This is a genomic window from Janthinobacterium leeuwenhoeki (assembly GCF_051380795.1).
Taxonomy (GTDB): Bacteria; Pseudomonadota; Gammaproteobacteria; order Burkholderiales; family Burkholderiaceae_D; genus Janthinobacterium.
On the sequence record NZ_JBNYXT010000004.1, the window covers coordinates 143,603 to 168,540 of the forward strand.

Consider the following 24,938-nt stretch of genomic DNA (forward strand, 5'->3'; position numbering starts at 1 on the left):
CAATATGCTGACTATCACACGCAAGCTCGAATTCGACGCGGGCCACCGCATTCCCGACCACAAAAGCCAGTGCCGCAATCTGCACGGCCACCGCTACACGGTGGAAATCACCCTGGTCGGCAAGGTCATCGAAGCGGAAGGCAATTCCGACAATGGCATGATCATGGACTTTTCCGACGTGAAAACCCTGGCCAAGCAGCACCTGGTCGACGTCTGGGACCACGCCTTCCTCGTGTATGAAAAAGACACGGCCGTGCGCGACTTCCTGGCCAGCCTGCCTGACCATAAAACCGTCGTCATCGACCGCATTCCGACCGTGGAAAACCTGGCGCGCATCGCTTTCGAGATCCTGAAAGCGGCGTTCACCGACCATTTCGGCACGGGCTTGCATCTGCATAAATTGGTGCTGCACGAAACGCCGAATTGCTGGGCAGAAGTGACCGATGACTGAAACGCACGCTAGCGCGCAGGACGCGCGCTACATGCAGCTGGCCCTGGAGCAGGCCCAGCATGCGTGGGACCTGGGCGAGGTGCCCGTCGGCGCCGTCGTCGTCAAGGATGGGGAAGTCATCGCCGTGGGCTGCAACCAGCCCATCGGCCGCCACGACCCCACGGCGCACGCGGAAGTGATGGCGCTGCGCGCGGCCGCCGAAAAGCTGGGCAACTACCGCTTGCCCGGCTGCGAGCTGTACGTGACGCTGGAACCGTGCGTGATGTGCTCGGGCGCCATGCTGCATGCGCGCCTGGCGCGCGTGGTGTACGGCGCGGGCGATCCGAAGACGGGCGCCTGCGGTTCCGTGCTGAACCTGTTCGAGCAGCCGGCGCTGAACCACCAGACGGCGATCGTTGGCGGCGTGCTGGCCGACGAGTGCGGCGCTTTCCTCAAGCGTTTCTTTGCCGAGCGCCGCCGCGCGCAGGCGCAAGCGCGCAAGCTGGCCCATCCGCCAGCGTAGTATTGCCCAGCCTGCCATCCGTGCCAGCCCTCCAGGCTGGCATTTTTGTAATTGTTGCGAAATAACATCTGTCTAGACTACTTTGCCATTCTCAAATGAGAATGATTCGTGTTACAGTATTGTTTTCGCCAGCAAACTTCCCTTGCGTATCGTTATCGATCCGGGTTCAAGAGCCAGCCTTTACTCTTAGACCGGATCATCATGACTACTGTGCTTCCGCAGCGCACCGCTGCACCCGCCGTATCTCCAGCTTATCTGCCTGCCCGCCGCCACAACCTGGTGCTGCGCGCCGCCTTGCTGAGCCTATTCGCCGCGCCGCTGCTGCCTGCCTTCGCGCAAACGGCCGCCATCAATGCGGGCACGGCCGCCCAGGAAGCTGCCAAGCTGCCTGTTTTCCCTGAAATCGTCGTCAACGCCAAGCAGGATTACGAGCGCCGCGCCGGCACCAGGACGGTGATCCGCAGCGACGACCTGGAGCGCCGTGGCGTCAGCGACATGGCCGGTGTCGTGCGCTATCAGCCGTTGATCAGCACGCCAATGGCGGCCTCGGGCGGCGGCGGTATCTGGGATGGCGCGGGCAACACGGGCTACAACATCCGTGGCCTGGAAGGCAACCGGGTCAGCCTGGACGTGGATGGCATTTCCCTGCCGGACGCGGCGCCGAAGCCCGATGGCACCACCCTGAACGCCTTCGGCACGGGCCGTGACTATTTTGATCCAGAAACCTTTCGCGAAGTGCGCATCGAGTCGGGCACGACCTCCGTCAGTGGCGCCAATCCCGGCCTGGGCGGTGGCGTGGCCTTCATCACCAAGTCGCCCGAGGATTACCTGGGCGAAGGGCAAGACCATTACGTGGCGTATAAATACGGCCGCGCGACCGCCGACCGCAGCAATGCGCACACCCTGACGGGCGCGGCCAAGATCGGCGCCAATCTGCAAGGCCTGGCCGTGTACGTGCACCGCGATGGCGAGCAGCTCGACAGCCGCGGCAGCGCCACCGTCAACCCCGACGACTGGCATTCGAACGCCTTGTTGTCCAAGCTGGTGTGGGCCTTGCCGGGCGAACAAAAGCTGGACTTGACGGTTGACATGTTCGAACGCAAGAACAAGCGCGATCTGCGCAACAAGGTCAGCACGTATTATCCGACGGGCGTGCAGCAAGATTCCACCACCAGGCGCACGCGTGTCAGTCTGGGCCACGATGTGGCACTGAAAAACTTCGCCCTGTTCGACCGCCTGACGTCGAAAGTGTATCTGCAGAATGCGAAGATCGATGACAAGACGCAAGGCCGCTACACCTTCGGCAGCCCGTCCCAGCGTGCCATAGACACCAGCTTCAAGAATGACAGCATCGGCCTGAGCTCGGAAGCGTTCAAGCAGCTCAATGCCGACAACGCGCTGCTGTATGGCGTGCAACTGGAACAGGCGCAATCGCGCCGTCCATGGGTGGAAGACCGCACCATCATCGCCACTGGCGTGCACCAGATCACGCGCAAGAACCGTATGGCGGACATGGACACGAGCAAGCTGGCCCTGTACGTGCGCGACGACCTCAGCTTTAATCTTGCTGGCAAGAAAGCCGTACTGACGCCGGGCCTGCGCGCCGACTACCGCAAGCTGAAGCCGAAAAACCTGCAAAACTATGTGATCGCCGTACCCAGCGCGGCCAAGGAAGTGCGCAAGGATAGCGACACCTATTTCACGCCCAGCCTGAGCCTGTCCGTGGAAGTGCTGCCGCAAATGCATGCCTATGCCAGCGTGACGCGCGGCACGCGCCTGCCGACGGCGGCCGAGCGCACGGGCACCTATGACTCCTTCAGCTATACGGGCGCAGGCAAGGGTTATGCCGTGCTGGGCAATGCGAATTTGCGCAAGGAAACCAGCCAGGCCTATGAACTGGGCTTGAAGGGCGACGTGACCAGGGGCTTGAGCCTGCACGCCTCCGTCTACCAGACGGAATACAAGAACATGATCGAGTATGTGATGCAGGAAGATGACCCGGTGAACTATCCCACCATCACCCAGGGCTTGTTCCGTCCGGAAAACATCGGCAATGCCCGCACCTGGGGGGGCGAGCTGAGCTTGCACGCGGAACTGGGCGCCTGGTCGCCTGCCATGCAGGGCTACCGCATCGATCTGGCCACGGGCGTGGCCAAGGGCCGCTCTTTCAATACCCGGACGGGCGAGAGCGGCGGACTGGCCTCGGTGGCGCCGGCCAAGACGGCGCTGACTTTCGGCTACGACCATAGCAACAATTTGTTCGGCCTGGAGCTGACAGCCTTGCATGCAGGCGATAAACAGGCGCCGAACGACTTGTTGATGGGCACGACCGCGCCGCGCTTCAAGGTGCCGTCGTACACCATCTTCGACCTGTCGACCTACTGGAACGTGCACAAGAACGCCAAGATCATCGTCGGCGTGTACAACTTGACGGATCGCAAGTACTGGGATTACGCCGCCGCGCGCAGCCTGTCTGCCGGCACCACGGCCGCCAACCGCGCAGAGATCGAGCGCTATGCCAAGCCAGGGCGCAACGTTGCCGCCAGCCTCAGCGTCAACTATTGATTTTTTACCGGGGAGGGGTGCTTGCCCCTCTTTTTTTCCATGTTTGATTGAATGGTCTATTTATGAAGTTATCCAAACTCGTTCTATCCCTGCTAGGCAGCCTGCTGATTGCAAACGCAACCGCGGCCCCAGCCACCTTGGCGGAACGCTGGTCCACCTTGCGCACGGAACAGCCGAAGCTGCAGATCCGCGACGCGGCGCGCGCGCTGGGTGTGTCTGAAGCGCAATTGTTGGCAACCAACATTGGCAAGGGCGTCACGCGCTTGCAGGCCGACGGCAACGGGCCACGCGAAATCATGCGCGCCGCGCTGGACCTGGGCATCGTGCAAGCGATCACCCGCAATGAAAATGGCGTCATCGAAACGACAGGCGTCGCCAGCAAATTCAAGCAGGCGGGCGATAAATCCGAGCAAGCCGATGCCAAGGACCCGGAAACGCAAGCGCGCCAGCGCAATATCGCGGGCGGCTACCTGGGCGGATCGATCGACCTGCGTTTCCACTTTGAACACTGGAAATACGCATTTGCCGTGGAACAAGCAGGCCGCGATGGCAAGCCGACCCGCAGCCTGCAGTTTTTTGATGCCAACGGCACGGCCGTGCACAAAATCTATCTGCGCAACGAAGCGGGCGTGGCCGTCTACGATAAATTGGTGGCAACCTTCCGTATGCCACAGCAAAGCGCGGAATTGAACGTGCTGGCCGTGGCGCCGAAAGCGGCGGAAAAGCCGGATGCCGAAATCGACGTCAAGGAATTCCAGCTGGCCTGGAAAGACATGACGGACGTGCACCAGTTTGCGCAAATCATGCGTGAATTCCATTTGACGCGCGAACAGGCCCTGCGCCTGGCGCCGGCCGGCGTGGTCGAGCGCGTGACGCCTGCCGCGTTGCGCACCCTGCTGGAAAACGCGGCGAAGGACAAGGTCGCCATCATGGTGTTCCTGGGCAATGATGGCTTGACGCAGATCTATAGCGGCAAGATCGAGAAAACCATGGCAGCCGGCGGCTTCTTCAACGTGCTGGATCCCGATTTCAACCTGCACATCCGCGACACGGCCCTGCGCAGCGGCTGGGTCGTCAAGCGCGGCGGTGTCACCTCGGTCGAATTCTTCGATAACGATGGCACGCAAGTGGTCTCCTTCTTCGGCGTGCGCGAACGGGGCAAGCCGCAGCCGCAAGCGTGGGTGGACCTGGCCGATTCCTTGCCAAAAGCCAAATAAATAGCAGCACCGTTGCCGCCCGGCGTACCGGCGCGGCAACACTTTATATCGACTTACGCATGAGTCATGATGGCAAGATCACAATAGTGGTATGCTGATTGCAAGGCCGCAGCGATCGTGCCTGCGTGCTGGTTCCTGGAAGAGAGGCAATCATGGCAACCATCATGGCGAACGGCCTCAACATAGCTTATGAGAGCCACGGCGACCCCAACGATCCGTGCGTGCTGCTGGTCATGGGCCTGGGCATGCAACTGATCGCCTGGCCGGCGGACTTCGTCGAAGGCATCGTCGAGCAAGGCTTTCGGGTGGTGCGGTTCGACAACCGCGACAGCGGCCTGTCGAGCAAGATGGCGCAGGCGGGCAAACCGTATTTGCCGCTGGCCTACGTGAAAAACCTGGTCGGCTGGCCCCTGAAAACTTCCTATACCCTCAATGACATGGCCGACGACGCGCTGGGCTTGCTGGCGGCCCTGCGCATTGCGCAGGCGCACGTGATCGGCGTGTCGATGGGCGGCATGATCGCGCAAGTGATGGCGGCGCGCGCGCAGCAGCAGGTGCTCAGCCTGACTTCCATCATGTCGAGCAGCGGCCGGCGCGGCTTGCCCGGCCCCACGCGGGCAGCGCGCAACGCTTTATTGCAACGTCCGAAACGCAACGCCAGCCGCGCCGAGCTGATGGCGCACATGGCGTCCACCGTGCGCGTCATCGGCAGCCCCGCCTATCCCGTCTCGGAAAAACTGCTGTACCAGCGCATCGAAGCGGCGTTGCAGCGCGGCAGTTGCCCGGAAGGCGTGGCGCGGCAAATGGTGGCCATTGCCGCCTCGGGCGAGCGCACGGCTTTGCTGCCGAGCATCAGTTGTCCGGCGCTGGTGATCCATGGCGCGGCCGACCCCCTGATACCCGTCGCCTGCGGCATCGATACGGCGGCGCTGATCCCGGGCGCCCGGCTGGAAGTGATCGAAGGCATGGGGCACGACATGCCGCCCCAGCTGATCGAGCGCCTGCTCGCCTTGATCGATGTGCATCTGCAAGGTAAGATGGCGCCCCAGATGCGCTCCCAGCCAGCTTGAGCCAGGCGCGCGCACCACTTGACTAGCCGGGCATATTTTGAAGACACCTGAGATTGGCATCGCCATCGTCGCGCCGGGCGGTTATGCGCCCGACGAGGCGGCTTTGGCGCGCGGCATCGCCCGCTTGCAGGCGCAAGGCGCCACCGTCCACAATTACTACGACCACGAACAGAAATTCCAGCGCTTCGGCGGCACGGATGCGGGGCGTCTGGCGCAGCTGAACGCGGCGGCAGCCGACCCGGCCGTGCAAGTGGTGATCGCCTTGCGCGGCAGCTACGGCCTCAGCCGCATCCTGCCCGACATCGATTTTCAGGCCATGGCCGACAGCCGTAAACTGTTTGTCGGCTATAGCGACTTTACGGCCTTCCACATGGGCTTGCTGGCTAAAACGGGCCGCGCCAGCTTTGCCGGCCCCATGCTCTGCGACGATTTCATCCGCGATGAGCCCGAGCAATTTACGCTCGATCAACTGTGGTCGTGCCTGGCTGGCCCCACGCACACGGTCACGGGCACGGCAGCGGGCAATCCGCAGGTCGCGGTCAAGGGAACATTATGGGGCGGCAACCTGGCCATGCTGGTGCACTTGCTGGGCACGCCATATTTCCCGGAAATCGATGGCGGCATCCTGTTCCTGGAAGACGTCAATGAACACCCGTACCGGGTCGAGCGCATGCTGCTGCAATTGCTGCACGCGGGTGTCATTGGCCGCCAGCAAGCGGTGGTGCTCGGTGACTTTTCCGGCTATAAATTGAGCCCCATGGATAACGGTTATGATGTAGACGCCATGCTGGCCTACGTGCGCCAGCGCTTGCCCGTGCCCGTGTTGACGGGACTCGAATTCGGCCACATCCGCCGCCGAGTCACCTTGCCGTTCGGCGGCCAGGCGAGCCTGCAATCGGATGCGTCCGGCTTCAGCCTGCAGGTGGGCGACTATCCCACCCTGGCGCGCCCCTGAACGCCCTGAACTCCATGTCCGCCAAACCCGGACGCCTGCTGCAGCTCGATGTGCTGCGCGGCATCGCCGTGTTTGGCATCTTGCTGGTGAATATCTGGGGCTTTGCCTGGGGCACGATTTCCTTGCGCTACGGCACCTTGCCGGCGCAGCCGCCCGTGCTCGACCAGCTGGTCATTTTTTCGGTTGCGGCGCTGGCGCAATTCAAGTTTTATCCCATCTTCGCGTTTTTGTTTGGCGCCGGCTTTGCCTTACAGACACGTTCCCTGCAACGCCAACTGGGCAGCTGGGAGCAGGCGCAAGCGGTTTATCGACGCCGTTTGCGCTGGCTGCTGGCATGCGGCCTGCTGCACGGTTTCCTCATCTGGAGCGGCGACGTGCTGACCTCGTATGCGGTGGCCGGCATGCTGATCCTGCCCCTGGCATCCGCCAGGCTCAGCCGCGTGCGCAACCGCGTCTGGCTGGTGGCGGCCGGCTTTCTATTATTCATGTGTCTCTTGATCCCTGTGGGCCAGCAGGGCGGCGCGCCGGATATCGCGGGCGACCTGCAAGGCTTCGCGCAGCGTTACGCCACCTACACGCAGGGCGGCGCGTGGGCCGTGGCCAGGCTGCGCGCCAACGATTTCCTCGTCTCCTTGCTGTACGCCGCCGTCATGCTGCCGCATATCATCGTGCTGTTCCTGCTGGGCATTTTGTCCGTACGCTGCGGTTGGCTGACGCAGCCGCGGCGCCACCAGCGCCTGTGGCGCCGCGTGTGTGCCGTGGGGCTGGGCGTGGGCTTGCCGTTCAACCTGCTGGCGGCGGGGGCTATCGCGTGGCAGGTGGCCGATCCGTATCAAACCGTGTTCGACACGGCCCTGTTCGAAGTGGGCCTGTTCGCCGGCGGCCCCTTGCTGGCGGCCGGCTACGTGGCCGCGCTGATGCTGGCCGGACCGTTCATGCTACGCTGGCTGGGCGCATGGCTGGCACCTGTGGGCCGCATGGCGCTGAGCAATTATCTGTTGCAATCGCTGATCGGTACCTGGCTGCTGCAGGGGCCGGGCCTGGGCTGGGGCGCCCGTTTGCGTCCGGCCGAGATGCTGGGCCTGGCCGTGCTGATCATGGCGGGGCAGATGCTACTCAGCCGTTACTGGCTGCAGACCTTCCGCCAAGGGCCGATGGAAGCGCTGTGGCGCCGGCTGGCGCGGCTGCCTTAATCCGTTCCCCAGTCAAAGGCGCCCTGCGTGGCGGCTGCTGGCGGTGCCTTGGCCTTGACGGACGGCGCCAGCGGATGATCGACGGCATGCCACTCGAACAGGCCCACGTCCAACATGCAGGTTCGCGCCAGGTGCAGCGCTTGCTCGGCAGTGAGCGTGGGGTCAAGCCAGCGGTGCGCGTCTTCCAGGCTGACGGTCACGGGGCGGCGGTCGTGGATATCGACCATGCCGCCCAGGCTGTCGGCCGTCACCAGCACGAAGCCGGCTTCCTCGCGGTTGTGCTTGTAGGGACCGAACTGGGCCAGCGCCAGCAGGAACAGGCGCGCGCGGTCGCGGCGGTGGATGTGCCAGGCTTGCTTGCTGCCTTTTTCTCCCGTCCATTCATACCAGCCGGAAACGCTGACGATGCCGCGCCCCGCGCGCAGCAAGGGCTTCCAGTAGGCGCCAGCCAATTTTTCCAGGCGGGCATTGATGGCGATGGGAATTTTTTTCTTGCCGGGGACGGGCACGGCTTGCGCGGCCCAGGCGGGGCGGTAGCCCCAGAAGACATCATCGACCCGGTGTACGCCAGCCTGGATATGCAGCACGGGCCGGTAAGCGCCAGGCGACACGTTCAGGTGCGGCTCGGCCTCGCTGTCGAACACCGCGTCAGTCCAGCCGAAGGATGACGCCAGCACGCGCGCCGTGTCATTTTGATCGAATCGTCCACACATGCTGAAATCATACCCGATGCCCCGCGCCGCGTGGGCAGGCGCGTGCGCTCTTCCTGTGTGTGGTCAAACGTACAGACTGGGGGCGGCAGGTGGCGCACAGTGGAGACCAGTCAGCTTCCTGACGTTTCTTGCACCGGAGGAACTATGTTGTTTGAAAATCCCACCATCCACAAAGGTTTTACCATCAGCGCCACGGCCAGCCAGCGCCGCGATGGCCGCTGGGTCGGCTCGTACATCAGCCAGAACCAGGCGTGCGGCGCGTATGCGGACACCTGCGACTATGACGATTGCAGCAATGAGAAAGAAGCACAGCAACTGGCCCTGTCGATAGGCTGGCGCCTGGCCGATGGCGTGCCGGCACGCTGAGTGGTCTTAGCGCTTGCGCCGCAGGGCCAGCAGCAGGCCTGCGAACGGGAGCAGCAGGGCGGCGCCCAGCCGTACGGAGGTCAGGGAAGCGGTCTCCACGCCCAGCACATGGGGCAAGGCCAACAGTAGCAGCGGCGCGGGCACGGCGATGGCAAAGAAAAGCAGGTACCACGAGTAGCCATTTTTCTTCGCCAGCAAGGCGATCAGCGCGCAGCCGACCAGAAACACCAGCGGTAAATTCACAAATTCCATGGTTCTGAGTTTTTATCCGGGAAAGCGCGTCATTATACGCGCCAGCCCGGGTGGCCGGATGGACTTGCCAGCGTCAGTTGCCAACGAAATCTTGCGGCTGCGGCAGCTGTTTTCCGGCGAGCGGCGCATCGGCCGGCAGCAACGCCTTGATGGCGCCGTTATAGATCAGTTCCTGGGCATACGCCGATGCCTCGATCAAGGCCGCATGCGCGGACTTGAAACTGCTGGCCGTCTCGATCAGCACGGGCTTGGCGTACACCTGCAGCGTATCGCCGCGCTTGCTGATCAAAATCATGCCCCGATAGCGCCCATCCTTCTCCAGCGCCCCTGCCACATGAAATTCGTAACCCCTGATCCGGTGTTTTTGTTGCTGATCCATGTCTCCCGCCTCCAGATCTGATTGTCGTGGCCCAGACCTTTTTACGCGTATCGAACAGCTGAGTAATTGATCTCGCTCAATACTCAAATTCTTGACGACGATCCAACGCACGTCACGACGGCTGCTGCAAGCGTAGCGAGCGGAGGGGATGTGTGGCTGAGAAGCGCAAGCGCACTTTGGTGCGGTGAGCATCGCCAGCCGCAAAGCCCCCCGCGCAGTAGCTTGCGGCAGCCGTCATCATCCCGCGCGAATGGCGCGGATCTGTTGGGCTGTCTCTTCGATCTCCCGATACGCTTCCTGGATATAGCCATTCACCGGATGCTCATCCATCCACTCGAAATAGGCGCGCTCGTCGTGTTTAATGGCAAAAGGGACGTGGTGGTCGCGTATCGATTCGGCCGTTTCGCGCACCAGCGAGGCAAAAAGCAGCTCAAGAGTTTCCATGGTGGTCACCTTGCGAGACAGGATTGCAGAGCCTTGAATGTAGCACAAAGTGGAGCTTGGTCCATGCCGCTTGCCGTGGCGTGCGTGGTCCTTGCCAGGCTTCAGGCGGCGTGGCCGATATGCTCGTACAGGATCACGCAGCCGATGACGATGAGTACCAGGCCACCCACCAGCTCGGCGCGCCGGCCTGCTACCGTGCCCAGCACGCGGCCCAGCATCACGCCCAGCGTCACCATGACGAAGGTGGAAAAGCCGATGGCCGCCGCCGTGACGACGATGTTGGCGCCCAGCAAAGCCAGGCCCGCGCCGACCACCATGGCGTCGATGCTGGTGGCCAGGCCGGTCACGGCCAGCACCCAGAACGAGTGCGACTGGGCCGGCGCTTCCTCTTCGTCGGTGTCGCCAAGGGCATTGCGTATCATCAACAGGCCGATGATGCCCAGCAGGCTGAAGGCAATCCAGTGGTCCCACGCTTCCACGTAAGGCGCGGCCACGCTGCCCAAGGCCCAGCCGATGATGGGCGTAATGGCTTCGATGACGCCAAAGATCAGGCCTGTGCGCAGCGCCTCGCGCCATTGCGGCTTGTGCAGGGCGGCGCCCTTGCCCACGGCGGCCGCGAAGGCATCGGTGGACATGGCAAGCGAGAGGGCGGCGGTGGCGGCGAAATTCATCGTTGGCTTTCAGTGGAGCTGGCTGGGATGGTTATTGAGAAACCCGGCGATTTTACCCCACGTACAGCACGACCATGGAAGCGGCCAGGCAATAGGCACCAAAGAAATGCCAGCGTCCCTGTTCCAGCCAGCGCGACAGCCAGCGCAAGGCCAGCAAGCCGGCCAGGAAGGAGAGCAGCATGCCCAGCAGGCTGGGTGCCAGCAGGTGCAGCAGGCTGCTGCCGTGTTCCAGATGCTCCAGGCTGCCATTTGCGACGGCCTGGTAAAAGCGCCAGCCTTCCTTGGCCAGCACGGCCGGCGTCAGCACGACGGCCAGGGCAAAGCTGAATTCTTCGGCTCGGCGCTGCGGCACGCCCATGGCGATGCCGGCGGAAATGGTGGCGCCCGAGCGGGAAAAGCCGCGGAAGGGCAGGCACAGGCCTTGCACGGCACCGATCAGCATCGCCTTGCCGATGGACAAGGTGCCATGCTGGCGCGCTTGCAAGCGCGACGACACGATGATCAGCACACCGGCGGCGGCCAGCGCGGCAGCCATCAGTTTCGCGTTGCCGAACAGGTGCTCGATTTCAAAACCGGGCGCATCCTTGCTCATGATGTGCGTAATCGCTTTCAGCAAGCCGAAGCCGACGATGCCTGTCAGCGCCGTGGCGACCGCGAGCAGCAGCACATTGCTGCGGAAGGCGGCGGTCGAACTGAAATACGTGGCGCGCCAGGATGCCCAGAAATACACGATGACGGCGAACATGGTGCCGGTGTGCAGCATCACCAGCAGCATGGTCAGCTCGGGCGATGTGGGATCCAGGCCCATTAGTTTTTCCGCCATGATGACGTGGGCGGAGCTGGAGACGGGCAGCAGCTCGGCGAAGCCCTGGATGATGGAAAGAATAAATAGTTGCAAGAAGCTCATGGGTATCTGGACGCAGGCGGGAAAAGCAAGGCCGCCGATTTTACCCGCCCGATCCTGTGGGCGCGTCCCTTGCCAGATTACAGTTTGTCCATGTTGCTTTAGTTGGCCGGTCCTTGCGGCTTGAACACGGCGCGGAAAGCCTTCAGGGCGGCCGGATGATAGATCGTGCCATGGGTCTCTTCCGGCATCTTTTCCAGGTGCCATTGCAAGCCGGGTGGCGCCTGTTTTTCCAGCACCCCGGCCAGGCGCTGTACCTCCACGGCGATGCCCGCTTCGCTGCTGGACGCCAGGTACAGGCTGCGCTTGCCTGGCGCGCCTTTCGCCAGCAGGGCTGCCGCCTGGCGTGCCAGGGCGCCCTGATTCCACCACAGGCTGGGGTCGAATGCCAGGTAATGGTCGAACAACTGCGGTTCCAGCAGATAGGTTTCCACCACGAACAGGCCCGCCAGCGACTCGCCGACGATGGCCGTTTCGCCCGTCGTGCGGTAGCGCCGTTTGATTTCCGGCATCAATTCATCGCGGATGAAGACCCGGTAGGCGGGAGCGCCGCCTACCACGGGGGCGATCTTGCGGTCTTCGGCGCTGTCTGTCGGGCCCGTCAAATCGCGCCGGCGCTGCGTGTTTTGCATGCCGACCAGCATGAAGGGGCGCATCGTGCCATTCGCCACCGACACTTGCAGCAAGCCGGCCACGTGCAGGAAATCTTCGGCCACGCCGCCGTCCGGCATGTACAGCACGGGCAACGGTGAATCGGGCGGCGTATCCCAGGCGCGCGCCATGTACACATTGATGTGGCGTTTTTCCTGCAGTGCCTGCGAATCGATGCTGAAGCTTTCGCCGATCATGAGCGGCGTGGCCGCGCTGGAGGTAGCGGTGGCGGCGGGCGCGGCGGTGGCGAGGTGGAAGGGGCTGGACAGCAGCAGGGCGGCGGTGAGGTGCAGTGCAAGGCAAGAGCGGCGCATGGTTTCCTGTGATAAGTAGTGGATCGATGGCATGTACTCGTACATGCCATCGGGCAATTTTATCTTATCTTTGATGCAGCCTTACTTGATCGTCAAGAGTTTTCGCTCGCGCACGATACCGGCCTTGTCGATCGTGTAGGCGACCAGCAGGGCGCCATCCTCGGCGCAGGCGTGGCAGGTGATCAGGGGCGTGGAAAACAGCACGCTCTGGCCGCCATCGCCGGTGGCCGTGCTGCCGACGAAGTCGGCGGGCGCAAACGGCACGGCGTCCGGATGGGCGGCGGCAAACGCGCGCCAGGCGGGTGTGGCGCGGTCTTCCTCGCGCACGGACCCCTCGTCGACGTCGATGGCCGCGCCATCGCTGCCGATCAGCAAGGTGCCTTCATTCGTGTTGGCACGGAATGGATAGGTGACGGTGGCCAGCGCTGCCTTGCCCAGCGGGCGCCAGGCGGAGATGAAGCCCGCCTTGTCCGCTTTCACCAGCATCCTGGCGGCGGTGATGGCTTGCGGGTGCGCACCGGAGCGCTGCATGGTGCGCAGCAGGCAGACATCGGGCGCAGTTTGGGATTGTTCGCTGCGGCAGGCCGACAGCGAGCGTTCCTGCCACACGGCGTGCGCGTCGATGGGGCCTGTCGGCTGTGACTGGGCATGGGCCGCTTGCATGGTGGCCAGAGCGGAGAAGGCAAGTACGGCGCAGCCGACTACATGGCGGGAAAATCGTGTGGGCATGGGGAGTCCTTTCAGTGCGGGAAATAATGTATTGTCACCGATTATAGAAGGAGGGCCGTGCCCGCCCGCGCACCGCAGACCCGCTCAGCGTTTCTTTGCCGCTGCCTGGCGCAAGGCCTTCGCTTCCTGCTTGTTGGGGATGTGCGGGCGTGTGGCCAGCTCCGCCTTGACGGCGGCGATGGCGGCGCCGAACAGCTGTTCGGCCTGCTCGACGCTGGCGCCCGCATAATCCTGCTGGTTGGATTGCGCGGCACGCAGCCGGCGCAGCAGCGCCAGCAATTGCTTGCTGTGCAGGACAGGCAAGTCTTGTGCCAGCGCTTGCTGGACCACCGCCCCCTCCACATAGTCGGGATCGAGCAGGCGCAGCAGGGCCAGGCCTGCTGGCTGGGCGACTGGGGTCAGTTTGGGTTCATCCATCGGCGGTTTATCGATCCGTGAAGGATTACAGGTATTCCCAGATTTCATCGAAGGTTTCGCGCGCGAAATCGTTGCGCCAGGCTTCCGAGTTCTTTTCGCGGCTGACGGCAAACACGGCGCGCCAGGTCTGCTTCGGCGAGCTTGTGTAGCTTGCGGCGATCTTTTGCAGGCCGGCCTTGCATTGCTCGACCTTGCAACCACTTTTCGCCAGTTGCTGCGCGGCAGCCGCCCATGCCACAGGCACCTTGACGACCTGGCATTCGAAGCTGACGGCGGCCGTCTGCATGCCGTTTTCCACCGTCACCGGGTCCGCCTTGGTGGCCTGGCACACGGCGCCGTTCTTGGCGGCGATGACATTCGCGGCCAGCAGTTCGGCGGCCGGCGTCACGGCCGCGTGCATGGCGGCGGGGAACAGGTCGGCGATCAGCTTGCCGGTTTCCTTTGGAAACTTGGCGTCCGTTTCCTTCAAGCCGCTGTACGACGCGTACTCGGCGCTCTGTTGGCCCGCCAGGCGGGTGGGGCGCAGGTAGGCGTTGAGCTTGGCGACGCTGGCTTCATCGTGGTTGATGATGGTCTTGATGTACAGATTGGCCACGTCGACCGGCACCAGCTCCACGGCTGGTGCTTCGGCGGCGATGGTGGGCTGGGCCATTGCCACGGCGGCGGCAAAGACGGTGGCCATCAGGGCGGTGTGCGATGTTTGTTGTGTTTGATGCATGTATTTTCTCCACGATTCAATGTCAGGCGCCAAAAAATGCTTTGAGGCAATTCTGGCGCCCGCATTGTATATGGTGAAAGTCATAACGTTGCGCACTTTAGGCGTCCGCCTTGCTCGCCGCCGCCAGCAAGGCCAGCAGCAGCTCCTTGCGCCGGCCGTCCGCCTTGCGCGCCAGGGTTGCCAGTTTTTCCAGTTTGCCCCAGACCGGATACAGCATGTGTTCGATCAGATAGCCTTCCAGCCCTTGCAGTTGCTGGTAGAACAGTTCCAGTTTCTCCACGTCTTCCAGTTCTGCCTGGATTTTCACCTTTGCGTTATCCGTGCAGGCGCGCAGGCACGCCGCCAGCACGGGAATAGAATCCGTCGTGACGCCATGCTGTTCGGCAAAGGCGGCCGTGAACTGGTCCTGCACGCACTGGTGTTCCTCGTCGACGTTGGCCATGTAGTGCTGCACCAGGGGGAAAAAGCGAGAGTCGAGCAAGCCCAGCCCAAACGTGGCGTAACTGCCTGGCATGCAATTCTTTTCGCCTTCCGTGTCGGCATAGAATTCGAATTCTTCGATGGCCGCGCGCGCATACGCTTCCAGCTGTGGCTGCAGGGGTGCATAGGCGAGGGCGTTGGCAAAGAAGCGGTGCGTGTCCGATTTCGCCAGTCCCTTGATGGGCAGATAGGCCTTGGCCTTGGATTTGAGCTTGATCTGGTAGCTTTTCGGGAAACCGTTTTGCAGCAAATGCGTGATGAAGGCCAGCGCCTGCGCATACGCGCCTTCCTCTTCCTGGGCGATGGTGATGCTGATCGTGGCAAACACATCGTTGGCGCGGCATTCCAGCAGCGCATTTTTCACGTGGATGTCGGCATCGGGGAAGGTGCCGCTGCCTTCCTGGAGCATGCGCACGGCCCGTTCGCTGCCCAGTTCGCGCGCGATTTCCAGGAATTTGAGGCCCTTTGATTTGGCGTAGCTCGGTTCGTGACGCAATATCATCACGGCGCCATACAGCAGCAAGTCGATCGGCTGCAGCGCCTGTGTATCGTTCGCCGCGCCCGTTTTCAAGGTGTATTCGGTGGCGCGGTAGCTTGATTTCTGCACGTCATAGAACTGCGGCAGAAACTGCTTTTCCGCCCAGGCCGACACGGCCTGGATGATATCGCCGCGATGTTCTGCCAGCGCTTGCGGGCGTGACTTGTTGAGCTGCTCGATGCGCTCGAATTGTGCGATCGTCCAGGCGATATCAGGCTGCGGAAACAGGTGGGGATCGAGCAGGTGACGTGCCAGGAAGAAGGTTTCCAGCTTTTTCGTCGGCCGGTTGCCGCCCTCGAGTTTTTGCGTGATGTACGTGTGTATGCGTTCGAGCAAGCTTATGCGCTTGCCTTCGTTGACATAGTCGAGCAGGTTCAGGTGCAGCTTGCCCTGTGCCGTCTGGAATTTCCCGCGAAAGCTGAAGCGGTAGTCGATCAGGGGCGTGTCGGCCAGTGTTTCCAGCTTCGCTTGCACCATGGCAACCAGCTGGGGTGCGATGCTGTCGCGCACGACGGCTTCATCGAGGCGCGATGGCGTCTTTGGTGCGAATGCATCGGTATCAGTCAGCTGGAAATCGTCAGCCGTGGTGCGTCCGGGTTTGTAGTCAAGCAAAAAATCACTGAAGATGCCCATCTGCAAGGTGGTGCGATTCACGGCGCTTTCCAGGTCGGTGCGCTGTAGGCGCTCGACAAACCACGCCTCTACGGCCGCCATCATTTCTGTCGTTGCCTGTTCTTGAAGTGTGCTCATCTATTTTGTCTTCTCATGCATTGCACGTGACAAAGCCAACGCATGGCGTCACGCGCAATATTTAATATAAATCACTATTTTAAGTGGCCAGGCCTGGCCGCAACAAGGGGCACACGGTTGTCAGGAAGGGGCGGTGAGGAAGCGCACATCGATGTCATCGGACAGCGGTCCCACGGTGATCGTGGTGTGCCAGCCTGAAGGCTTGTCGTTGCCATCAAACAGGGCGATGCGTGTGTGGATGAACAGCACCGAATACACGCCGGACTTCATGTCGCGGTTCAAGTCCCAGTGCATCAGTTCGATCGCTTCGCCCATGCGCGGCAGATGGGCGCCCGGTGGCAGCAGAATGTTCTGATTGATGAATTCCCGGCTCGGGCCCGGCTCCTTGTGGCGCGGATCGATGTAGCGGAACGAGACGCTGGTAACAATGTTGTGCATGCTTGACACCTGCGTGATTAAGTACATGCTGACAATAGCACAGTAGATGGCCGGCGCGTGCGCTGCACGGCGTGAGGCGGGTGTGCGCGCAACTATGTTCGGTAGCAGACGGTACTTGACAGCTCACCACGCTAGGCTTGCTTATTCTTAATCATTGAGATTGCTGGAAACGCCATGATGCATACATTCCTAGCCGAAAATCGCGCCGAGCTGGAGCGCCGTTGCCGAGAGAAAGTCGCCAAGAGGCCGTTGCGCTTGCCGACCGATCAACAGTTGCAACATGGCATACCCATCTTTCTGGATCAGCTGATCCGCACCCTGAAGGCGGAAGAGGCGGGCCAGATGGGGCAAAGCCTGGCCATTTCCGGCTCCGCTGACGGCAATGCGGCTGGCATATCGGAACTGGCCGGCAGTGCCAGCACGCACGGCGGGCAATTGCTGGCGCTCGGCTATTCTATCAGCCAGGTAGTGCACGATTATGGCGACCTGTGCCAGGCGGTCAGCGATCTTGCCGTGGTGCTCGATGAACAATTCGCCGTCGAGGAATTCAGGACGCTGAACCGCTGCCTCGACAACGGCATTGCCGAAGCGGTGTCGGAATTTGCCCAGCGGCGCGACGTGCTGATTGCCAATGAACAGGCATTGGCATTGAGCCAGCGCATCGGCTACTTTGCCCATGAACTGCGCAATCACCTGGGAACGGCCGGCCTGGCTGTCTCTGCGCTCAAGCAGGGTGGCATGGGTGTAGCGGGCGCGACCGGGGCCGTGCTGGACCGTAGCCTCGTGGGTTTGCGTACCCTGATCGACCGCTCCCTGGCGGAGGTGCGGGTAGAGGCGGGCCTGAGCTTGCAGCGTTCAGCCTTCTTCTTGAGCAACTTCATCAGTGAACTGAGCTATTCGGCCAGGCTGGAAGCGGACTTGCTGCATTGCACCTTGATCGTGGAAGAGGTCGATCCCTCGCTGCAGCTCGCTGCTGACAAGGATTTGCTGCTCTCTGCCGTGGGCAATTTGCTGCAGAATGCCTTCAAGTTTGGCGCGCCGAAGGGCACGGTGGTGCTGCGCGCGTATGCGAAAGGGGAGCGTATCCGGATCGAAGTAGAAGATAACGGCTCCGGTCTGGCGCCCGAGGTCGCGGATGACATGTTTCTGCCATTTACGCAAGCCGGCGCCAACAAGACCGGCCTGGGACTGGGCCTGTCGATTGCCCGGCGCAGCGTGGAAGCGAATGCTGGCACCTTGAGCGTGGAAAGCGTGGTTGGCCATGGCTGCGTCTTCATTATCGACCTGCCCCGGCATGCGGGGGGCGTCACCACCCCCGTGCCATGAACGGGCGCGCCATCCATGTCCTATGCCATGGCGCGACTGCTAGCGCCCGCCCTGTGCCAGCCAGTCGCGTGGCGACAGGCCGGTGCATGCGCGGAAGGCCCGGGTGAAGGCCGGCTGGCTGCCATAGCCTACTTCCAGCGCGACATCCTGCACCAACCAGCCTTGTTTGAGCAGCGCCTGGGCGCGCAGCATGCGCTGGCTGGTCAGATATTGGGCTGGCGGACAAGCGATGACCGCGTGGAACTGGCGCGCGAAGCGGCTGCGTGACATGCCGCACAAGCTTGCCAGCGATGCCACGCTCCAGCGGCGCCCGGGATGGTCGTGCATGGCTGCCAGGGCTTTGGCGAGGGCCGTATCGGACAGACCGAACAGGCGCGAGGCCGATATCAGCTTGCTGGCCAGTGCATGGCGCAGCAACTGGACGAGCAGCACGTCGCACAGGCGATTGAGCACCAGTTTCTGCCCCAGCCCCCCAAGCTGCGCTTCATCGAACAGCAGGTCGAGCACGCCGGCCATGGCCGGTAGTTGCGCCAGCGGGATGTGCAGGCAGGGCGGCAGCTTATCGAGTACGGCATCGCCATCGCCCGCCAGGCGGACGGTGGCGCACAGCAGCCGTGCCGTGCCGGCGCCCGTGTCCAGGCCATGCGCCAGCGAGCGCGGATAGAACACCAGCGAGGGCACGTCGACCTGCAGCAAGTTGCCATCGGCGTGGGTGAAGGTCGCAGGTCCCCGCCGCACCAGGTGCAGGTGGCCCGTTCCAGGCTGGGCCGGAAAGTGGTTGCTGCCGCAAAACGCGCCCTCGAAGAAGGTGTCGGCAGAGAGTTCCATGCGCATCAACAGGGCAGACAGACGATCCATGGTTAACAAAGAGACGGAAAGATATAAATTGTAGACTAACGGCAACTAATGTTTCCATTTTTATCGCTATGATGATGGCCCGATGTTTGTCCTGGACAACATTTCTTTACTACGCCACCTGAATGGAGAGTCACCATGGCATTGTCCAACGCATTGTCCAACTTAAAGATCGGCACCCGCCTGTATCTGGCCTTTGGCGCCGTCGTCGCCTTGCTGGCGATACTGGTCGCGTCCGCACAAACGAATTTGTCGCGGCTGGGCGAGGCGAATGGCTTGAACATCCATACCTACGAGGTACTGGCCGAGGCAAGCAGCCTGCTGGAAAGCCTGATCAATATCGAAACGGGCCAGCGGGGCTTTGCCCTGACCGGCAAGGATAGCTCGCTGGAGCCGCTGGTCGCGGGCCAGCGCAGTTTTGGCGAGCATTTGCAGAAGATCCGCGCTCTGACGGCGGACAACCCAACGCAGCAGGAGCGCCTGGCGGTGCTGGAGCGTACCCGGCAACAGTGGCAGGCGAGCGCCATCGAGCCCGTGATCGCCCTGCGCCGCGCGGCGGCCGCCGATGGCAACCTCGATGCGGTCGTGGCGGCCGAGCAGGCGGGCAAGGGCAAGTCGGCCATGGATGCGATGCGCGTCTTGCTGGCCGACATAGGCAAGACGGAAAGTATGCTGCTGGCGCAGCGCGCCGACGAGGCTGCCGCCCTGAAGACGCGCACCACGCTGGTGCTGTTGGGTGGAGGCGCCGTCGCCGTCCTGCTGGCGGCAGTCCTGGCCATCTGGTTGACCCGCAACATCACCGTTCCCCTGGGCGCCGCCGTGGCGCTGGCCAAGCGCGTGGCGCAAGGCGATCTGGGCAGCCATATCGACGTGCGTTCGCGCGATGAAACGGGGCAGTTGATGGCCGCCCTGCGCGACATGAATGCGGCCCTGGTACGCATCGTGGGCGAGGTGCGCGGCGGCACGGAGACGATTGCCACGGCATCAAGCCAGATCGCGGCGGGCAATATGGACTTGTCGTCGCGCACGGAACAGCAGGCCAGTTCGCTGGAAGAAACGGCGTCTTCAATGGAAGAGCTGACTGCGGCCGTCAAGCAGAACGCGGACAATGCGCTGGCGGCGCGCTCGCTGGCATCGGCCGCATCCGCCGTGGCCGTCAAAGGCGGGGCGGTGGTGTCCGAAGTGGTACAGACCATGGGTTCGATCAATGATTCCTCGCGCAAGATTGCCGACATCATCGGCGTCATCGACGGCATCGCCTTCCAGACCAATATCCTGGCCCTGAATGCGGCCGTAGAGGCTGCCCGTGCGGGCGAGCAGGGACGCGGCTTCGCCGTGGTTGCCACGGAAGTGCGTAACCTGGCCCACCGTTCTGCCAGTGCCGCCAAGGAAATCAAGGGCTTGATCGATGATTCGGTGGACAAGGTGGGCGCGGGCAGCAAGCTGGTCAACGAGGCCGGTACCACCATGCAGGACGTCGTCGACAGTGTGCAGCGCCTGAGCGCCATCATCGGCGAGATCACGGATGCAAGCGAAGAGCAGCGCCTCGGCATCGAGCAGGTCAATGAAGCCATCAGCCAGATGGACCAGGTGACGCAGCAAAATGCGGCCCTGGTCGAGGAAGCGGCGGCCGCGGCCAATGCCATGCAGGATCAGGCGGCGCAGCTGTCGCAGGTCGTGCAAGTATTTCGCCTGACGGACGCGCCGCCGGCCACGCAGCACGGCGCGCCACGGCTTGCCACGCGCCCGGCCCTGGCATCGAACATGCGCTGCTAAGCTCCGTCGCCGTGGCGCTGGGGATGGCGGCGTATGGCATTTCCGCACAGATCGTCAAGTAAATGCAGGTATGGCTGGACGGAAATGTGACATCTGGGTATTCTGCGCATGATACTTATTTCTATACAGAAAAAGGTAAGAGGGCGGTTCGTGCCAGCGGCAACGCGGCGCGCGCTGCCACGCAAGGTCAGGCATGCAAAGGTGAAGTCGTCCGACAGCTGAGCGAAACGGTCGTGTTTCGGCGCGCGGCGGGCAGGGAAACAGTGCTGTCATCTTTAAAATAGTTGGAGAGGTTGCTCATGGATGCAGAAAAGGATGTTGTGTACGGTACAGAAGATTTGTTGATGAGTTTGTGCAACTCGGTGGTTCGGGTGCTCAACGTTGCAACGCAAAGTAGAGTCAATTATTCAGGCATGGTGCAGCGCATCACCAAGACCGGCCTGAAACCGGACATCGGTTGCTTCGTCATGTTCGATGGTGGTTTCACGGGCCTGGTGGTGCTCAATTTTGCCGCCGATACGGCGATGGAAATCTACGAGCGCTACATGTTGCACATGGGTATGCCGAAGTCGGAACTGGCCAATTTCTACACGTCGGACGAAGTGTCGAACATCATGGGCGAGCTGATGAACCAGATCGTGGGCGACTTCACGGGCAAGGTGCGGCGCGAACTGCAAACGAATATCACCCAGAGCCAGCCGAAGATGCTGGTGCTGAACAAGCAGGTGATGCTGAGTGTCGATACGCCGCTGGACCGCCCGGAAATGCGCCGCGTCACTTTCTACACGGAAAAGAACAATATTTTCTATCTGGAACTGGCGATCGACCGTACCGAGTTTATCAAATTGCACGATTTCGATTCGCGCGAAGTCGATGCCGACTCGCTGATGGATACGGAATACGCGAACCGCGAACGCGACGCCGCCCCGGCGCCTGCAGCGCAACCGGAAGACGACGATAACGCCGACCTGCTCAAGTCCCTGGGCATGTAAGCAACGGTGTCTGAACGTGGCCGGCGGCAAGTTTGCCGCCGGCCACTGCCGTTTACGGCCGACTAGGCTTTGCTCCGGGCTCGTCCCTGCAAGATCACTTCTTTTGTTGTTGTGGTAACGCCAATGTTTCCATGCGGCGCATGCCGACCATGCCGCTCTGCTGGCTGTCATCGAGCGACCAGTACTCAAGCGCATACACATAACTGCCATCGATGATGGTCAGCGTTTCCTTCTGGCGGCCACTGGGCGCCTTGTAATACAGGCGCCGCGCGGGCTTGCCAGCCACCGTCTGCTTGAACGACTGCGGTGAGATGCTGACGCGCTTGCCCGTCTTGCCCGCCATCGACATGGCCGTGATCGTCACGTAAGCTCTGTCCGGGCAGCGGGCCAGCAGGTGTGCGCCGCTCAGGAGGGTCGGCTGCGTTTGATCGAGCGGGAAACCGAACGGCTGCACGCCGACAATATCTTGGCACCCCATCTGTTGCACCAAGGTACTCAGCGCGGCCGGGTCGAGCGCGCTGCTAAAGTGTTTTTCGGCGGCCTGCGCCTGGCCCAGCGCCAGGCGGCGTTCCAGTTCGGCCAGCGAAATGTCGCTGGGCACGGGCAGCGGCGCAGGAGTTCGCGGATCGGCGGCGCTGGACGTTTCCGCCTGCATGCGCGAGGCGACGGAGTGGCTGCGCTCGGCGGCAGCAGTCCCATCGATGGCATGGGCGGATGGTGTGGCGCTGGCAAGGGCCATGGACAGCGATAAGGCCGTGTGTTTCAGCATGAAATCTCCTGCAATCTGATACAAGTGACACGCATTGTGTATCAGATTGCTTGCGCATGCGCGCTCCCTGCTAACGCGCGGCCATCGCCGACGCAATCTCGATCGAACTCAGTTTCCAGCCCCACACGCCATGGCGCAGCAAGACCAGTGCGCCTTCCTGCGCAGTGCCATCCTTGGCGCGCACGACGAAAGTGTTCACGCCGGCATAGCCTGCCGAATAGTCGGCCTTCTTCCCTGCGCCATCGGCCGTCGCATCCGGTTTTGCGCCCGTATCCGCATCTGCTTGCGGGCTGACGGCGCTCTTGTTGACCAGCGCCACCACGCCGGCGGGCGAGACCATGGTGTCGACCATCTTGCCCAGCATGGCGCTGGCGACCCTTTGCCCCAGGGCTGCCAGCGGGTTGTCGCTGCCGGCGGTTGCCGCAATGCTGCGCGCCATGCTGGCCTCCAGTTGCGTCTTGACACTGGCGCGCAGGGCGGGGAAGTCCAGGTGTGTGGCCAGGGCGTCGGCGTTGCGCTCGGCCAGTGCGGTCTTGATCTGGTGCAAGGTGTAGTAGGGCGAAGCGTAGGCGGTGGCGGCGACGGCAATGACGGCGACGGCGACGGCGAGGGTGATTTTTTTCAAGTGATACCTATAGGGTGGGAGAAGAAAAACGCTGCCAGCGCAGCGTAGCTGTTAAATGAAAGTACGGCAATAATATTTTCTTGCCATCATCCTCATCCTGCTTTTCTCCGTCGCGCCTGGTGGGCTGCCTGCGGCCACCATAGAGTGATGAGGGTGGGTGCTGTATAATGGGAGAAAAGTACTTAACTAGCTGTTTTAACTCAATAAAGACCCAATATCACATGCTATCTACAGCAAATATTACGATGCAGTTTGGCGCCAAGCCATTGTTTGAGAATATCTCCGTCAAGTTCGGCGACGGCAACCGCTATGGTTTGATCGGCGCGAACGGCTGCGGCAAGTCGACGTTCATGAAAATCCTGGGCGGCGACCTGGACCCGTCGGGCGGCAACGTCATGCTCGATACCAACGAGCGCCTGGGCAAGCTGCGCCAGGATCAATTTGCGTTTGAAGACATGCGTGTGCTCGACGTCGTCATGATGGGTCACACGGAAATGTGGGCCGCCATCCAGCAACGCGACGCGATCTACGCGAACCCGGAAGCGACCGACGACGACTACATGCAGGCGGCCGATCTGGAAGGCAAAGTGTCCGAATACGACGGCTACACGGCCGAATCGCGCGCCGGCGAGCTGCTGCTGGGCGCCGGCGTCGCCATTGAGCTGCATCAAGGCCCGATGAGCAATGTCTCGCCAGGCTGGAAGCTGCGCGTACTGCTGGCGCAGGCGCTGTTCTCGAATCCGGACATCCTGCTGCTCGACGAGCCGACGAATAACCTGGACATCAACACGATTCGCTGGCTGGAAGACGTGCTCAACGAGCGCAATTCCACCATGATCATCATTTCCCATGATCGCCACTTCCTGAACCAGGTGTGCACCCACGTGGCGGACATGGACTACGGCACCCTGAAGATTTACCCGGGCAACTACGACGAATACATGTTCGCCTCGACCCAGGCGCGCAACCAGCAACTGGCCAACAATGCGAAAGCGAAAGACAAGGTTGCCGAGCTGCAGGAATTCGTGCGCCGCTTCGCCGCCAACAAATCCAAGGCGCGCCAGGCGACATCGCGCGCCAAGCAGATCGAAAAGATCAAGGTCGACGACATCAAGCCATCGTCGCGCGCCTATCCGTTCGTGCGTTTCGACGGCGAAAAGAAATTGCACCGCCTGGCCGTGGAAGTCGAGAACATCTCGAAAGGCTTCGACCGCCAGCTGTTCAAGAATTTCAGCATCATGGTCGAAGCGGGCGAGCGCATCGCCATCATCGGCGCCAACGGCGCCGGCAAGACCACCATGCTGCGCTGCATCGCGGGCGACATCGCCGGCCTGCAGCCGGACCAGGGCCGCGTGAAGTGGGCGGAAAACGCCAACGTGGGCTACATGCCGCAAGACCCGACGGAAGATTTCGCCAAAGACACGAACCTGACCGACTGGATCGGCCAGTGGACGAAAGAGGGCGACGACGACCAGGCCGTGCGCTCCATCCTGGGCCGCTTGCTGTTCGGTGGCGACGATGTGAAAAAGGCCGTGAAAGTACTGTCCGGTGGTGAAAAAGGCCGCATGATGTACGGCAAGCTGATGCTGGGCCGCCACAACGTGCTGATGCTTGATGAGCCGACCAACCACATGGACATGGAATCGATCGAGTCCTTGAACATCGCGCTGGAAAAATACGCGGGCACCCTGATCTTCGTCTCGCATGACCGCGAATTCGTGTCCTCGCTGGCCAACCGCATCATCGAGATCAAGGAAGATGAAGTGGTCGATTACCGTGGCAACTACGAAGACTATTTGAAGAGCCAGGGTATTGATTAATATCTAAGGCAATATGCCGGATGGCGCGTCAGCCTCCCATCCGGCAGCAGCACACCGA

The 24,938-nt window shown here is 62.1% G+C and carries 27 protein-coding genes; 12 read left to right on the top strand and 15 right to left on the bottom strand.

The features are described 5' to 3' along the window. Positions 1–4: 4 nt before the first annotated feature. From queD to ACQ4WS_RS05435, 7 genes are all read left to right on the top strand, one after another. The gene (queD, locus tag ACQ4WS_RS05405; protein ID WP_035819191.1) at positions 5–451 is read left to right on the top strand and encodes a 6-carboxytetrahydropterin synthase QueD; all 447 of its coding nucleotides are present in this window, start codon (positions 5–7) and stop codon (positions 449–451) included. Continuing rightward, positions 444–953 carry a tRNA adenosine(34) deaminase TadA gene (gene tadA / locus ACQ4WS_RS05410; RefSeq protein ID WP_436474349.1) on the top strand — a complete coding sequence of 170 codons (510 nt, stop codon included), beginning with the start codon at positions 444–446 and terminating at the stop codon, positions 951–953. The genes queD and tadA overlap by 8 nt, the downstream gene beginning before the upstream one ends. 201 nt (positions 954–1,154) lie before the next feature. Further along, positions 1,155–3,518 carry a TonB-dependent hemoglobin/transferrin/lactoferrin family receptor gene (locus ACQ4WS_RS05415; RefSeq protein ID WP_436474351.1) on the top strand — a complete coding sequence of 788 codons (2,364 nt, stop codon included), beginning with the start codon at positions 1,155–1,157 and terminating at the stop codon, positions 3,516–3,518. Between the two features lie 62 nt (positions 3,519–3,580). Beyond that, positions 3,581–4,735 carry a hemin-degrading factor gene (locus ACQ4WS_RS05420; RefSeq protein ID WP_436474353.1) on the top strand — a complete coding sequence of 385 codons (1,155 nt, stop codon included), beginning with the start codon at positions 3,581–3,583 and terminating at the stop codon, positions 4,733–4,735. A 152-nt stretch (positions 4,736–4,887) separates the two neighbouring features. Then, positions 4,888–5,805: an alpha/beta fold hydrolase gene (locus ACQ4WS_RS05425; RefSeq protein WP_436474355.1), complete on the top strand. Its 918-nt coding sequence runs from the start codon at positions 4,888–4,890 to the stop codon at positions 5,803–5,805. 37 nt (positions 5,806–5,842) lie between these two features. Next, positions 5,843–6,760, top strand: a complete 918-nt coding sequence (ldcA, locus tag ACQ4WS_RS05430) for a muramoyltetrapeptide carboxypeptidase (protein ID WP_436474357.1) — start codon at positions 5,843–5,845, stop codon at positions 6,758–6,760. 14 nt (positions 6,761–6,774) lie between these two features. Beyond that, on the top strand, positions 6,775–7,953 hold the full coding sequence (locus tag ACQ4WS_RS05435) for a DUF418 domain-containing protein (protein WP_436474359.1): 1,179 nt from the start codon (positions 6,775–6,777) through the stop codon (positions 7,951–7,953). On the opposite strand, the gene ACQ4WS_RS05440 is transcribed toward ACQ4WS_RS05435, so the two are convergent. Further along, positions 7,950–8,666, bottom strand: coding sequence for an SOS response-associated peptidase (locus tag ACQ4WS_RS05440; protein WP_436474361.1), 717 nt, complete (start codon positions 8,664–8,666; stop codon positions 7,950–7,952). The genes ACQ4WS_RS05435 and ACQ4WS_RS05440 overlap by 4 nt on opposite strands. A gap of 144 nt (positions 8,667–8,810) precedes the next feature. Here ACQ4WS_RS05440 and ACQ4WS_RS05445 point away from each other — a divergent pair, with 144 nt between their 5' ends. After that, entirely contained in the window at positions 8,811–9,032 is a 222-nt protein-coding gene (locus ACQ4WS_RS05445) for a hypothetical protein (protein WP_436474363.1), read from the top strand. Between the two features lie 6 nt (positions 9,033–9,038). Here ACQ4WS_RS05445 and ACQ4WS_RS05450 read toward each other — a convergent pair whose 3' ends face one another. From ACQ4WS_RS05450 to ACQ4WS_RS05500, 11 genes are all read right to left on the bottom strand, one after another. Further along, positions 9,039–9,284, bottom strand: a complete 246-nt coding sequence (locus ACQ4WS_RS05450) for a hypothetical protein (protein ID WP_436474365.1) — start codon at positions 9,282–9,284, stop codon at positions 9,039–9,041. A gap of 73 nt (positions 9,285–9,357) precedes the next feature. Beyond that, complete coding sequence (locus tag ACQ4WS_RS05455) at positions 9,358–9,663, bottom strand: hypothetical protein (RefSeq protein WP_436474367.1); 306 nt, start codon at positions 9,661–9,663, stop codon at positions 9,358–9,360. A 237-nt stretch (positions 9,664–9,900) separates the two neighbouring features. After that, on the bottom strand, positions 9,901–10,107 hold the full coding sequence (locus ACQ4WS_RS05460; RefSeq protein ID WP_436474369.1) for a hypothetical protein: 207 nt from the start codon (positions 10,105–10,107) through the stop codon (positions 9,901–9,903). Between the two features lie 101 nt (positions 10,108–10,208). Then, positions 10,209–10,778 (bottom strand): manganese efflux pump MntP, encoded by a 570-nt coding sequence (gene mntP, locus ACQ4WS_RS05465; protein WP_436474371.1) that lies wholly within the window; start codon positions 10,776–10,778, stop codon positions 10,209–10,211. Positions 10,779–10,830: 52 nt separating this feature from the next. Beyond that, positions 10,831–11,685, bottom strand: a complete 855-nt coding sequence (locus tag ACQ4WS_RS05470; protein ID WP_436474373.1) for an undecaprenyl-diphosphate phosphatase — start codon at positions 11,683–11,685, stop codon at positions 10,831–10,833. 98 nt (positions 11,686–11,783) lie between these two features. Next, positions 11,784–12,647 carry an alpha/beta hydrolase gene (locus ACQ4WS_RS05475; RefSeq protein ID WP_436474375.1) on the bottom strand — a complete coding sequence of 288 codons (864 nt, stop codon included), beginning with the start codon at positions 12,645–12,647 and terminating at the stop codon, positions 11,784–11,786. An 81-nt stretch (positions 12,648–12,728) separates the two neighbouring features. Further along, positions 12,729–13,376 carry a hypothetical protein gene (locus ACQ4WS_RS05480; protein WP_436474376.1) on the bottom strand — a complete coding sequence of 216 codons (648 nt, stop codon included), beginning with the start codon at positions 13,374–13,376 and terminating at the stop codon, positions 12,729–12,731. A gap of 84 nt (positions 13,377–13,460) precedes the next feature. After that, positions 13,461–13,793 (bottom strand): hypothetical protein, encoded by a 333-nt coding sequence (locus tag ACQ4WS_RS05485; protein ID WP_436474378.1) that lies wholly within the window; start codon positions 13,791–13,793, stop codon positions 13,461–13,463. Between the two features lie 25 nt (positions 13,794–13,818). After that, positions 13,819–14,511, bottom strand: coding sequence for a hypothetical protein (locus ACQ4WS_RS05490; RefSeq protein ID WP_436474380.1), 693 nt, complete (start codon positions 14,509–14,511; stop codon positions 13,819–13,821). Between the two features lie 97 nt (positions 14,512–14,608). Then, entirely contained in the window at positions 14,609–16,279 is a 1,671-nt protein-coding gene (locus ACQ4WS_RS05495; protein ID WP_436474382.1) for a DUF6138 family protein, read from the bottom strand. Positions 16,280–16,399: 120 nt separating this feature from the next. Further along, on the bottom strand, positions 16,400–16,717 hold the full coding sequence (locus tag ACQ4WS_RS05500) for a hypothetical protein (protein ID WP_436474384.1): 318 nt from the start codon (positions 16,715–16,717) through the stop codon (positions 16,400–16,402). 174 nt (positions 16,718–16,891) lie between these two features. Between ACQ4WS_RS05500 and ACQ4WS_RS05505 the strand changes: the two genes are divergently transcribed. Then, on the top strand, positions 16,892–18,043 hold the full coding sequence (locus tag ACQ4WS_RS05505) for a sensor histidine kinase (protein WP_436474385.1): 1,152 nt from the start codon (positions 16,892–16,894) through the stop codon (positions 18,041–18,043). A 39-nt stretch (positions 18,044–18,082) separates the two neighbouring features. Here ACQ4WS_RS05505 and ACQ4WS_RS05510 read toward each other — a convergent pair whose 3' ends face one another. Then, on the bottom strand, positions 18,083–18,901 hold the full coding sequence (locus ACQ4WS_RS05510; RefSeq protein ID WP_436474387.1) for an AraC family transcriptional regulator: 819 nt from the start codon (positions 18,899–18,901) through the stop codon (positions 18,083–18,085). 135 nt (positions 18,902–19,036) lie between these two features. Between ACQ4WS_RS05510 and ACQ4WS_RS05515 the strand changes: the two genes are divergently transcribed. Both ACQ4WS_RS05515 and ACQ4WS_RS05520 read left to right on the top strand, forming a co-directional pair. After that, entirely contained in the window at positions 19,037–20,674 is a 1,638-nt protein-coding gene (locus tag ACQ4WS_RS05515; protein WP_436474389.1) for a methyl-accepting chemotaxis protein, read from the top strand. A 299-nt stretch (positions 20,675–20,973) separates the two neighbouring features. After that, positions 20,974–21,666 carry a DUF3334 family protein gene (locus ACQ4WS_RS05520; protein WP_436474391.1) on the top strand — a complete coding sequence of 231 codons (693 nt, stop codon included), beginning with the start codon at positions 20,974–20,976 and terminating at the stop codon, positions 21,664–21,666. Between the two features lie 94 nt (positions 21,667–21,760). On the opposite strand, the gene ACQ4WS_RS05525 is transcribed toward ACQ4WS_RS05520, so the two are convergent. After that, on the bottom strand, positions 21,761–22,435 hold the full coding sequence (locus ACQ4WS_RS05525; RefSeq protein ID WP_436474393.1) for a hypothetical protein: 675 nt from the start codon (positions 22,433–22,435) through the stop codon (positions 21,761–21,763). 70 nt (positions 22,436–22,505) lie between these two features. Next, complete coding sequence (locus ACQ4WS_RS05530) at positions 22,506–23,060, bottom strand: DUF2939 domain-containing protein (protein ID WP_436474395.1); 555 nt, start codon at positions 23,058–23,060, stop codon at positions 22,506–22,508. A 221-nt stretch (positions 23,061–23,281) separates the two neighbouring features. Between ACQ4WS_RS05530 and ACQ4WS_RS05535 the strand changes: the two genes are divergently transcribed. Then, a complete protein-coding gene (locus ACQ4WS_RS05535) occupies positions 23,282–24,880 on the top strand; it encodes an ABC-F family ATPase (protein WP_436474397.1) in 1,599 nt (532 codons plus the stop codon). Positions 24,881–24,938 lie beyond the last annotated feature (58 nt).

Bases quoted from the DNA above. Each gene is read 5' to 3' on its own strand.
- ACQ4WS_RS05525 (WP_436474393.1), bottom strand. From the start codon at position 22,435: ATGCTGAAACACACGGCCTTATCGCTGTCCATGGCCCTTGCCAGCGCC.
- ACQ4WS_RS05490 (WP_436474380.1), bottom strand. From the start codon at position 14,511: ATGCATCAAACACAACAAACATCGCACACCGCCCTGATGGCCACCGTC.
- ACQ4WS_RS05520 (WP_436474391.1), top strand. From the start codon at position 20,974: ATGGATGCAGAAAAGGATGTTGTGTACGGTACAGAAGATTTGTTGATG.
- ACQ4WS_RS05505 (WP_436474385.1), top strand. From the start codon at position 16,892: ATGATGCATACATTCCTAGCCGAAAATCGCGCCGAGCTGGAGCGCCGT.
- ACQ4WS_RS05480 (WP_436474376.1), bottom strand. From the start codon at position 13,376: ATGCCCACACGATTTTCCCGCCATGTAGTCGGCTGCGCCGTACTTGCC.
- ACQ4WS_RS05415 (WP_436474351.1), top strand. From the start codon at position 1,155: ATGACTACTGTGCTTCCGCAGCGCACCGCTGCACCCGCCGTATCTCCA.
- ACQ4WS_RS05535 (WP_436474397.1), top strand. From the start codon at position 23,282: ATGCTATCTACAGCAAATATTACGATGCAGTTTGGCGCCAAGCCATTG.
- ACQ4WS_RS05510 (WP_436474387.1), bottom strand. From the start codon at position 18,901: ATGGATCGTCTGTCTGCCCTGTTGATGCGCATGGAACTCTCTGCCGAC.
- ACQ4WS_RS05450 (WP_436474365.1), bottom strand. From the start codon at position 9,284: ATGGAATTTGTGAATTTACCGCTGGTGTTTCTGGTCGGCTGCGCGCTG.
- ACQ4WS_RS05440 (WP_436474361.1), bottom strand. From the start codon at position 8,666: ATGTGTGGACGATTCGATCAAAATGACACGGCGCGCGTGCTGGCGTCA.
- mntP (WP_436474371.1), bottom strand. From the start codon at position 10,778: ATGAATTTCGCCGCCACCGCCGCCCTCTCGCTTGCCATGTCCACCGAT.
- tadA (WP_436474349.1), top strand. From the start codon at position 444: ATGACTGAAACGCACGCTAGCGCGCAGGACGCGCGCTACATGCAGCTG.
- ACQ4WS_RS05475 (WP_436474375.1), bottom strand. From the start codon at position 12,647: ATGCGCCGCTCTTGCCTTGCACTGCACCTCACCGCCGCCCTGCTGCTG.
- ACQ4WS_RS05455 (WP_436474367.1), bottom strand. From the start codon at position 9,663: ATGGATCAGCAACAAAAACACCGGATCAGGGGTTACGAATTTCATGTG.
- ACQ4WS_RS05470 (WP_436474373.1), bottom strand. From the start codon at position 11,685: ATGAGCTTCTTGCAACTATTTATTCTTTCCATCATCCAGGGCTTCGCC.
- queD (WP_035819191.1), top strand. From the start codon at position 5: ATGCTGACTATCACACGCAAGCTCGAATTCGACGCGGGCCACCGCATT.
- ACQ4WS_RS05425 (WP_436474355.1), top strand. From the start codon at position 4,888: ATGGCAACCATCATGGCGAACGGCCTCAACATAGCTTATGAGAGCCAC.
- ACQ4WS_RS05500 (WP_436474384.1), bottom strand. From the start codon at position 16,717: ATGCACAACATTGTTACCAGCGTCTCGTTCCGCTACATCGATCCGCGC.
- ACQ4WS_RS05515 (WP_436474389.1), top strand. From the start codon at position 19,037: ATGGCATTGTCCAACGCATTGTCCAACTTAAAGATCGGCACCCGCCTG.
- ACQ4WS_RS05445 (WP_436474363.1), top strand. From the start codon at position 8,811: ATGTTGTTTGAAAATCCCACCATCCACAAAGGTTTTACCATCAGCGCC.
- ACQ4WS_RS05485 (WP_436474378.1), bottom strand. From the start codon at position 13,793: ATGGATGAACCCAAACTGACCCCAGTCGCCCAGCCAGCAGGCCTGGCC.
- ACQ4WS_RS05435 (WP_436474359.1), top strand. From the start codon at position 6,775: ATGTCCGCCAAACCCGGACGCCTGCTGCAGCTCGATGTGCTGCGCGGC.
- ACQ4WS_RS05420 (WP_436474353.1), top strand. From the start codon at position 3,581: ATGAAGTTATCCAAACTCGTTCTATCCCTGCTAGGCAGCCTGCTGATT.
- ACQ4WS_RS05460 (WP_436474369.1), bottom strand. From the start codon at position 10,107: ATGGAAACTCTTGAGCTGCTTTTTGCCTCGCTGGTGCGCGAAACGGCC.
- ACQ4WS_RS05495 (WP_436474382.1), bottom strand. From the start codon at position 16,279: ATGAGCACACTTCAAGAACAGGCAACGACAGAAATGATGGCGGCCGTA.